Origin of the sequence: Marinobacter persicus, from assembly GCF_002934325.1 — a bacterium.
Taxonomy (GTDB): domain Bacteria; phylum Pseudomonadota; class Gammaproteobacteria; order Pseudomonadales; family Oleiphilaceae; genus Marinobacter; species Marinobacter persicus_A.
The window spans coordinates 49,136-59,001 of sequence record NZ_PTIV01000004.1 but is presented as its reverse complement, the minus strand read 5'-3'; the positions used below and the strand labels follow the sequence as shown (position 1 = coordinate 59,001).

6 protein-coding genes are annotated in these 9,866 nt (G+C 58.2%); 5 read left to right on the top strand and 1 reads right to left on the bottom strand.

All coding sequences use genetic code 11. The features are described from left to right. The first annotated feature begins 2 nt into the window (after positions 1-2). From asnB to BY454_RS03405, 5 genes are all read left to right on the top strand, one after another. Positions 3-1,901: an asparagine synthase (glutamine-hydrolyzing) gene (gene asnB, locus BY454_RS03425; RefSeq protein ID WP_104415319.1), complete on the top strand. Its 1,899-nt coding sequence runs from the start codon at positions 3-5 to the stop codon at positions 1,899-1,901. After that, positions 1,898-3,022 (top strand): glycosyltransferase, encoded by a 1,125-nt coding sequence (locus BY454_RS03420; protein ID WP_104415320.1) that lies wholly within the window; start codon positions 1,898-1,900, stop codon positions 3,020-3,022. The genes asnB and BY454_RS03420 overlap by 4 nt, the downstream gene beginning before the upstream one ends. A gap of 4 nt (positions 3,023-3,026) precedes the next feature. Then, a complete protein-coding gene (locus tag BY454_RS03415) occupies positions 3,027-5,423 on the top strand; it encodes a lipopolysaccharide biosynthesis protein (protein WP_104415321.1) in 2,397 nt (798 codons plus the stop codon). Continuing rightward, on the top strand, positions 5,416-6,312 hold the full coding sequence (locus BY454_RS03410; RefSeq protein WP_181049637.1) for a glycosyltransferase family 2 protein: 897 nt from the start codon (positions 5,416-5,418) through the stop codon (positions 6,310-6,312). Before BY454_RS03415 ends, BY454_RS03410 begins: the two co-directional genes overlap by 8 nt. A gap of 123 nt (positions 6,313-6,435) precedes the next feature. Beyond that, positions 6,436-8,379: a PA14 domain-containing protein gene (locus BY454_RS03405; protein WP_104415323.1), complete on the top strand. Its 1,944-nt coding sequence runs from the start codon at positions 6,436-6,438 to the stop codon at positions 8,377-8,379. Between the two features lie 42 nt (positions 8,380-8,421). On the opposite strand, the gene BY454_RS03400 is transcribed toward BY454_RS03405, so the two are convergent. After that, positions 8,422-9,843, bottom strand: coding sequence for a glycosyltransferase (locus tag BY454_RS03400; RefSeq protein WP_104415324.1), 1,422 nt, complete (start codon positions 9,841-9,843; stop codon positions 8,422-8,424). Positions 9,844-9,866 lie beyond the last annotated feature (23 nt).

Here is a 9,866-nt window from a genome sequence, read left to right as displayed (position 1 = left end):
GTATGTGTGGACTGGCTGGCTTTTTTCGCAATCCTGGTACTCCCGAGCGCTCCAACCATGAACCTTGGCTCCAGGCCATGGGGCAGGCGATTGTTCATCGGGGGCCAGACGCCGGTGCCATCTATCTGGATGACCGTATCGGGCTCTGCCACCGCCGCTTGAGCATTCTCGATCTCAGTGACGCTGGCACTCAGCCCATGGTTTCCACCTCCGGGCGTTATGTCATCGTTTTCAATGGTGAAATCTACAACTTCGCCCAGCTCCGCCGGGAGCTGGAACAGCAGGGCGTCGTATTCCACACCCGGACAGACACCGAGGTGCTGCTGGAACTTTATGAACGTCGGGGCGAGGCCTGTCTGGAGCGTTTGAACGGTATGTTTGCCTTTGCGATCTGGGATCGGCAGGGCGGAGAGCTGTTCATGGCCCGGGATCGCTTGGGCAAGAAACCCCTGTACTACTGGTTTGGTGAAGGACAGCTGGCTTTTGCCTCCGAGATCAAGGCTCTGTTGGAGTTGCCCTTCTTCAGGCCCGCGTTGAGACCGGATGCGGTGAAGGATTTCTTTGCCTATCAATACGTGCCGGACCCTAAAACCATCTACCAGGATGTGTTCAAGCTGGAACCGGGCTGCTGGTTGAAGACCGATGGCCTGAATACAATAACCGGTCGTTATTGGGAGTTGTCCTTTCACCCTTTGGTCGGGCGCAGTGTCGGGCAGATTGAAGACGAGCTGTTTGGTTTGATCGATGAAGCGGTGTGCCAGCGCATGATCAGTGATGTTCCTCTGGGGGCCTTCCTGAGTGGTGGTGTCGATTCCAGTGCCGTGGTTGGGCTGATGGCCGGCCACGCGCCCCGGCCTGTCACCACCTGTGCTATTGGCTTTGATTCCGAGCGCTTTGACGAGGTGCACTACGCACGCCAGGTGGCCCAGCAATTTGGAACCGATCATCACGAATTTACGGTTCGTGACAACGTGGCGGAGCGCCTGGAAAGCATTGCCCGCTATTTTGACGAGCCCTTTGCGGATGCTTCTTTTGTGCCCACCTGGTTCGTTTCGCAGCTGGCCCGGCAGCAAGTGACGGTCGCCCTGGCCGGCGATGGTGGCGATGAAAACTTTGCCGGCTACAGCAAGTACCAGACGGACGCCGTGGAAAACCGGTTGCGCAGCCTTGTTCCCGGAACACTCCGGCATCACCTGTTGCCGCCATTGGCCGGCATCGCTGGCTGCTTCCGGCACACGCTGACCAACAAGGCCCAGACCTTGATGGAAACCCTGGCCCAGGAGCCTGATACCGGCTTTTTCATGTCCAACTGCTTCTTCCGACAGTCGGTGTGGGACCGCCTGGTAACGCCAGAATTTGCCGCCAGTACCCGCGATTACGATCCGGCGGACGTCACCCGCAAGCATTACCGCGAGGCGCCGGCGGATGACCATCTTTCCAGGATCCTCTACACCGACATCAAGACCTATCTGCCGGGGGATATCCTGGTGAAGGTGGACCGGATGAGCATGGCCAATTCCCTGGAAACCCGGGCACCGCTGCTTGATTACCGGGTGGTGGAGTACGCCGCCTCCATCCCGGCGGGCCTGAAGCTTCGCGGCAAGGAAGGCAAGGCGATTCTCAAAAGCAGCTTTCGTCGGTTACTACCCGACGACATTCTCTACCGGAAAAAAATGGGCTTTTCCGTGCCCCTGGCCCAGTGGCTGCGCCGGGAAATCCGGCCATTGGCTGATGAGCTGTTGACCGATCCCGAAGGCGGCCTGGCCCGGTGTTTTGACATGGGCGAAGTGAAAAAGCTCTGGCAATCCCACCTCGATGGCAATGACCGCCACACCCAGGAACTCTGGAGCATGGTGGCGTTCGCCCTCTGGTGGCGGAATTATGGAGGGCATCTGGCATGACTGACACGGTGCGAGTACTGCATGTGACCTTCAATATGGGGATCGGCGGCACCGAACAGGTAATACGTCAGCTGATTACGGGCCTGGATTCGGAGAAGGTGACCAGTGAAATCCTGTGTATTGACGGCCAGGTGGGCGCCATAGGTGAGCAGCTCCGGGAGTCTGGCATTCCCATAGTGGCAGTACAGCGGCGCCCGGGGTTTGATCGCAGTCTGATCCGCATCATCCGGACCCGTTTGCGCAAGGGCCATTTTGATGTTGTCCATTGCCACCAATACACCCCCTGGGTTTATGGCTGGTTCGCCGCGCTGGGGTTGCCGGTCAGTGTTGTGTTCACGGAGCATGGCCGTTTTTACCCCGACCGCTATCGCTACAAGGCGGCATTGGTGAACCAGGCAATGGCCCGGACAAGCCGGGCGATGGTGGCGATTTCCGACGCCACTCGTCAGGCACTTGCCCGGTATGAATTCCTGCCGCGCTCGCGCATCCGGGTGGTCTATAACGGCATCGCTGCTTTGCAGCCCGACCATGACCGGGTGGCGGCGTTGCGTGCGGAGTTGGGGATTCCGGAGGAGGCGTTTGTGATGGGCACGGTCTCACGCATGGACCCGGTGAAAAACCAGTCCATGATGCTGCGCGCCTTTCACCGGTTCCTGCAACAGTGCCCGGAAGGCTGGCTGCTGGTGGTGGGCGACGGAGCCGAGCGGGAATCGTTGCAGTTCCTGGCCGGGGAGTTGGGCATCAGCGAGCGGGTGACTTTTACCGGCTCGGTGTCTCAGCCCGCTAATCATATGGCGTTGATGGAGGTGTTTTTGCTGTCTTCGTTCACCGAAGGCACCTCCATGACCCTTCTGGAAGCCATGAGCCTGGGTATCCCGGCTGTGGCGACCGATGTCGGAGGTAATCCCGAGATTGTTCGTGAGGGCATCAACGGCATGCTGGTGCCAGTGGACGACGAACAGGCCTTCGCCGAGGCAATGATCGGGCTCTGGCAGGAGCCCGAAACCAGATCGCAGCTGGGGCAGGGCGCCAGGACGCGATTTGACGAACGTTTCTCCCGGGAGGTCATGGTGAACGCCTACCAGGAGATTTATCGGGAAGCGGCCCACAAGGAGTCCTGAGCCGATGGCATCCGTCCGGCAATCGGTTATCTATTCATCGCTGTCGCGCTATCTGTTGATGGCCATCGGTCTGCTGTCGACGGTGGTGGTGGCGCGCCTGCTGACACCGGGTGAAATTGGTACCTGGGCCATTGGCAGTGCCATTGTCATGGTGCTGAGTGAGTTCCGCTTGCTGGGCGCCGGGGTGTACCTGGTGCGTGAGCCCGAGTTGTCCGAGACAAAAATCCGCAGTGCACTGGGCGTGACCTTTTTGATTTCCTGGGGACTGGGTGGTGCCGTGGTGCTGGCGTCTCCCTGGGTGGCTGATTTCTATGACATCGCCGGTCTGGAAACACTGTTTTACTTGCTGTCCCTGAGTTTTTTCCTGGCACCGTTTGTCAGCATTCCGACCGCGCTGCTCCAGCGCCAGATGGATTTTGGCCGGCTACTGGTTATTGGCGTCTGCGGTGCCGGTGGGGGCTTCCTGGTGACCCTGGGCGGTATTTTTATGGGCCTGAGTTACTACTCCATGGCCGTGGGGCTTGCGGCCAACACCCTCATCCAGATGCTACTGGCCAATAGGCTGAGCCACGATCGGTATTGGCGCCCGGTCTTTCGTGGCATTTTTCCGGTCATGCAATTGGGTGTGTTCAGCTCCGCTTCCAACATGATGAAAAAGTCCCTGCTGACCGTGCCCGACATGATTATTGGCAAACTTGGTACCACCACCCATGTGGGCCTGTTTTCCCGGGGGCTGGGATTTGTCGATTTCCTCTCGAATACTGTCCAGCAGGGCGTGGGACCGGTGGTCTTGCCTTATCTTTCCGACAAGGTCCGAACCCGGGGCGATGTGGGTGAGGCCTATCTGCGGGCCGGGGTATTGTTGGGTGGCGTGTTGTGGCCGGTGCTGGCGGTCGCCGCTGTCAGTAGCCTGGTGGTGATCCGGTTCTTCTTCGGCGACCAGTGGGACCAGGCGGCACCATTGGCCTCTGTGCTGGCGGTTTGGGCGATGATGCGCTGCGTCCACGGTCTGGCCCCGGAGCTGCTGCTGTCCAGTGGCCGTGAGAAGCTGCTGATGTTTCGGGAGCTGGCCCTGCTATCGGTTTGCATTTTGGGCGTGATCGGGCTGTTTCCTTTCGGACTTATCTACGCCGCGTTTGCGTTTGTCCTGGTGGGGCTTGTGGACATTACGCTGACGACCTGGATTGTCTGGCGTCAGTTCCAGCTGTCTGCGCAGCAGCTATTAAAGGCGTGGTGGCGGAATGCGGCACTTGCGCTCATCTGTGTGGGAACCGCTCTTGCGCTTGATCTGTGGATTGGTTTCGACACGGCACCGCCCTGGCTGTCGGTGCTGGTGATGGCGGTTGTGATCACGCCGGTCTGGTTTTTTACCCTGGGCCTGATTGGGCATCCCTTGTGGCAGGAGGTGAATATCTTTCCGAGACTCTATCAGGTGTTTATCCGTGAGAAGCGCCTGCCGGTCAGTTGGGTTCGCAAGTATCACGAGGTGCGGTACCGGAAACCTCTCAGAAAGACTCTGGCCGGCTTTGCGCAATTACCTCCGATTCCATGCCAGCCCGAGGCAGAGGTGGAACTGCACATGCTCACCTGCGTGCATGATCTGGACATGGCGCTGGCATCGCTGAAATCGCTGTTGCGGTTCCGCCCGGGACTGGCTGTGGTTGTTCACGGTGATGCCACCCTGACAGCGGAGCACAAGCGCTTTCTGGAAAACCAGGTGCCGGGTTGTCGGGTAATCCTGTTGGCGGAGGCTGACCAGGCCATGGCTTCGCATCCATGGCTGGCGGAACTTCGGGATCGTATTCCGGCAAGGTTCACGCTTGGCCCAGGGTATGACCGCCAGAGGGCAGCCTGGGCCCTGAAAGTGCTGGATTTTCATGTGCTGGCTAAGCGTGAGCGGATCATTGTGCTGGACTCCGACACCCTGTTCATTAATCCACCAGTGGAATTGATGGAGTGGATTGAATCCGGGGACCAGAAGTCGTTCTACAGTGTTCCCTGGGGACCGAATTTCAGACTCTCGCAGGCGGCGTGTGAGGCTTGCTTCCCCGGGCTTGAGTACCCGGAACGCTTCAATGGTGGCCTGTTCGGCTACTCCCGGGATGTTGTTACCACGGAACTGGTGGCCGAGGTGCTGGAGAAACTGCTGGAAAACCCGGACCTGCCGCTCTATGGCGATGAGTGCATCTGGCGCTTGATCCTCGCACACCGGCCGGCCTCGGCACTGGAGTTTTCGAAATACCCGCTGGTGACGAATGCCCGGCCGGAAACCCGTCGTTTGGTGGATTTTTCACGCGCACGCTACGTGCACTTCATCCTCAAACACCGGGGCGGCTACTATGAAATGGTGGCGCGCCGTGTGTTGGCTGAAATGAGGGCGGAACATGGTGAAGATGGGTAACGCACCGGCAGTCAGCGTGATTATTCCGACGGCAGGAGAAGCCAGCCGCTGGCAGTCGCTGGAATGGGCCATTACCTCGGTCAGGGCCGGTAACGATATCGGGATCGAAGTTGTGGTGGTTCTCAATGGCGATCGTTACTGCCCGAATTTGCGGGCCTCTCTGGAGTCACGTCCGGATGTCCGGCTGATCTATTTGCCGGAGGGGGATCTTACCCGGGCGATTGCGCGGGGCCGCCAGGCGGTCAGGGGGCGGTATTTCTGCTTTCTTGATGACGATGACGAGTACCTGCCGGGCACACTGAGTACACGCCTGCGGTTAATGGATCGCCATCCCTTGATCGATGTTCTGGTGACCAATGGGTACCGTCGCCAGTGTGATGATAGCGGCCGGGAAACAGAGACACTGATGTTTTCCGGGCTGACAGACAATGCAGAGAACCCACTGATGGGCTTGACCCGGGCTAACTGGCTGGCTTCCTGCGGTGGCCTGTTCCGGTCGGCCACTGTCGGCCCGGAATACTTTAACGGGATCCAGAAATACTTCGAATGGTCCTGGCTGGCCATACGGCTGTCGCTCACCCGTAACATCCGCTTTCGGGATATTCCCACATTTGTAGTGAATGACACGCCGGACTCACTCTCAAAATCTCTCGCTTACCTCACCCGGGAGCTGGATTTCCTGCTTCGGGTGCTGAACGAGCTGGATACGCCAAAGCCTTTCCGGCGCCATCTCCATCGAAAACTGGCAGCCAAGCACATCAGCTTTGCCAATGCCGCGCTGACCCAGGGGTTCAGGGGGAAGGCGCTACGTCATTACCTGGCCTGTCTGGGCTCTGGTCGGGCCGGGTTGGCTTATGCCTTGTGGGTGCGCAAGCTCATCCTTAAGTAACTAAATGTAACAATATAGTGCTTTTATATTTCGAATTGTTTCATTAGTTGTTTGGCGTCATCGTAGGTTGACACCAATACTGTACCTGAAGCCCTGAAAATCAAGGAGGCGGGAGTGTCTGCCATGGGTAAAACAGGTCTGATTTCCATATTGTTGGCAATGACTGTGTTGGCGGGTTGCCAGTCCATGGGCGGAAGGTCCATCGACGATCTGCCACCAACCGCTGCCATTCCCTCTACCAGCGAGCCCGGAACCGTCTACGCGCAATACTACGATGATGTGTCAGGTATGGTGCTGGACGACTTGACCGCTTCTGCGATTTTCCCGGACCAACCCACGGAGGTTGCCGCGTTGAACCAGCTGGCACGTCTGACCAAGCGAGGCAACGACTACGGGACACTGGTTCGCGGTTACATTATTCCACCGACGGATGGTAGCTATGAGTTCTTTGTCGCCTCGGATGATGAGTCGGAGCTGTTCCTGAGTTCCGATGCGTCAGCGGACAATCTGCGCCAGGTTGCTCATGTACCGAGGTGGACCAAAGCCGAAGATTATAGCCAGTATGCGTCACAACGGTCTGGATCGATTAGCCTGAGTGGTGGCAACCGGTACTATTTCGAGCTGCTCCATAAGCAGGCCGGCGGCGGCGATCACTTCAGCGTTGCCTGGACCGGACCGAATATGGGCCAGCAGATTATTAGCGGTGATTATCTTGCCTCCTGGGCACCTTCGGCCTTTGAGAGTGGTGATGCCTCGCAGAGTTACAGCCTGGGATATCGAATTGGGTATTTTGATGGCGACAAGGGGCTGGCTTTCTCACAGGACTACCCCCCGCTGGACCAGGATGAAGACGGTCTCTACGACAATTGGGAAGTCTATTATGGCCTGGACCCAACCGACCCCTCTGATGCCTCAACCGACACGGATGGAGATCTCCTGAGTGCCGAAGAAGAGTTTCTGGTGGGCACCAATCCGACCAATCCCGATACTTCCGGCGATGGCCTGACGGATGGGGAGAAGTACGCCTATGGCCTGGATCCACTGGATCCAAATGACCTCTATGTTGAAATCGAGGGGGAAACCGTCAACCTCTACGAATACCTTCACGGCGAACCTGAGCCCCCGGCGCTGGTTATGCAGAATGGTTTTGTAGGCCATTATTTTGCCAGTGACCGGTTTATCGATTTCGCCTTTACCCGTACCGATGAAGCGATCAAGTTTAGCTGGGGTAATGGCAGTCCGGATCCAGCCATACCGAGTGACTGGTTTGCCGTGCGCTGGTTTGCACAGATTTATCCGCCCCACGATACGGGTACAAAAACCTACCAGTTGAACATGCGGGGGGATGACGGCGTACGAGCCTGGCTGAATGGTGAGCAGGTCCTCTCCGGCTGGAAAGCACAGGCGCCCACCACCTATTCCGCGACCATTGAACTGGATGCCGGACAGGCTCCCTATGAGTTGGTGGCTGAATATTACGAGGGCCAGGGAGGGGCATCGGTAGAGCTGTGGTTGTCGGATCCACAGACCGGTACTGTTATTGATCAAGCCAGCACTTTCCAGAGGCCAGTTCTGGATATGACGGAACAAACACTTCTGGTGGATTCCGACGCGGATGGCATCCCGGATGTCTGGGAGCTTAGTTATGGCCTGAATCCCTGGGAAGATGACGCTGGAACCGTCCACAATAGCCAGGGGCTGACCAGCCTGGAGGCTTATCAGATGGGCGTTCATCCCTGGACACTGGAAGATGTGACTGAACCGGTTGAGGTTACGCCACCGACCACAACCACTCCGGACACCGGTGGACAGATAACCCTTTCCTGGACGGCACCGGGTACCCGTATCGACGGTAGCTCAATCTCACTCAGTGAAATTGATCACTACCGGGTTGATTATGGGCAGCAGATCGAAGATCTCTCACAGACCGTTGACGTTGAAGCTGGCACCACCAGCTACACCTTCGACGGGCTGGCGACCGGTACCTGGTACTTCCAGGTATATGTGGTGGACACCGGTGGACTGGTGAGCCCCGGGTCGGAAGTGGTCTCGGGAGAAGTGCAGTAGGGGGCAGTGGGCTGTACTAGGGTGCCAAAGGCACTGGCCGGTTCAACTGGTCAGTGCCTTTATTTTTTCGGCCAGGTCCCAGGCGGTATGACGGCTGTCGAAGCGCGAACGGTTGTTGTAGCCGTCGAAACTGCCTGAGTATTCGTCATTTTGGACAATTTCCACCAGTCGCCGGGCCAATGCCTCGCTTTCCTCGAAGTCGAACAGTTCACCCAGTCCATACTCCTCCACCATGGTGCCCAGAGCGCCGTCCCTGGGCGTAATGTTCAGGATCGGGCGGTTGATGGCCAGGTAGTCGTAAAGCTTCGAGGGCACCTGGCTGCGGGTCGCCGGCTGGATGTTGACGACCATGTCAGCACCTGTGAGCGCCTGTAGACATTGCTGGTAGGGCTGCGGTGGCTCGATCATCAGGCTGCCATCATCAATCAGGGCCCCAAAGCGTTTCCTGACATCGTAATTCAGCAGTATATCACCAATCTGCCGGAAGCGGATCTGGCGCCTGCTATCGGCGAGTTGCCGGTTTGCCTGCTCTATGGCCTGGAGCAATGGGGCAGGATCACGCACGCCGTACAGGAATCCGGCATGACACAGGGTGAAATAACGGCTATCCGGGACGGCTGCCTCCGAGGCTGTGAAATCCGCCAGATCAAAGCCATTGGGCATAACGAAGAACTTGTCGGCGGGTTGCCGGGGGTAGCGTTGGAGGAACTCCTGCTTCAGTGGTTCGGTATTCAGTGACACGGCATTGGCGTGTTCCACAATACGCTGCTCCCAGCGCAGGGCCCAGGCATCGAGGAGGGCGCCCTTGGATGGGTGGAACGGGTTGTTCATCCACGGGTCCCGGAAATCGACAATCAGGGGTGTTCGCGTCAGTCGGCTGACCAGGTAGCCGACGATGAGGTCGGACCAGGGCGAACCGGTGGCAAAAATGACATCGATGTTCTGCTCCCTGACAATCCGGCGGGCCCGGGCAACGGCCGGCAATACCCAGGGTCCGGCCTGGTCCGGGAAATAACACAGGTTGTAGATGAAGTCCTTCATTTGCTGGAACCTGCCAGTCTCCGGGAGACCGTTGTCGGGCTGCGCTGTTGCGCTGGTGGCCGTTCGGAAGCTTGTTGCAGGTTCTGCCCGGCCTGAATTGCCCCCACGTTTTACCAGGCCCTTAACCGAGCGACGGGCAGTCAGTAGCACCTGGAATACATCGCGGCTGGCCACACGGTGAATGGTTTCATCGTGCACCGGTAACTCAATGTGCGAAAGGGCCGACTGCTCCGGCGATAGCTGTGCCTCGGGGGTGGTCAAAACATGGCACTGGCCACCCTTGAGGTTACGCAGGAACTTGATGGTGCGCATGCAGCCCGGTACCCCGGTACTGATGGTGGGCGGAAAGAAGTAGGCAACAAACAGGACGTTGCTGCCTCCCAGATCGGCTTCGGGCAGGGCGGCCTGCTGTTTGGCGGTCATTGTGCACTCCCTGTTGCGAATGT

Excerpts from the sequence above, each read along its gene's own strand:
- BY454_RS03420 (WP_104415320.1), top strand. The coding sequence starts at position 1,898 with ATGACTGACACGGTGCGAGTACTGCATGTGACCTTCAATATGGGGATC.
- BY454_RS03400 (WP_104415324.1), bottom strand. The coding sequence starts at position 9,843 with ATGACCGCCAAACAGCAGGCCGCCCTGCCCGAAGCCGATCTGGGAGGC.
- BY454_RS03415 (WP_104415321.1), top strand. The coding sequence starts at position 3,027 with ATGGCATCCGTCCGGCAATCGGTTATCTATTCATCGCTGTCGCGCTAT.
- BY454_RS03410 (WP_181049637.1), top strand. The coding sequence starts at position 5,416 with ATGGGTAACGCACCGGCAGTCAGCGTGATTATTCCGACGGCAGGAGAA.
- asnB (WP_104415319.1), top strand. The coding sequence starts at position 3 with ATGTGTGGACTGGCTGGCTTTTTTCGCAATCCTGGTACTCCCGAGCGC.
- BY454_RS03405 (WP_104415323.1), top strand. The coding sequence starts at position 6,436 with ATGGGTAAAACAGGTCTGATTTCCATATTGTTGGCAATGACTGTGTTG.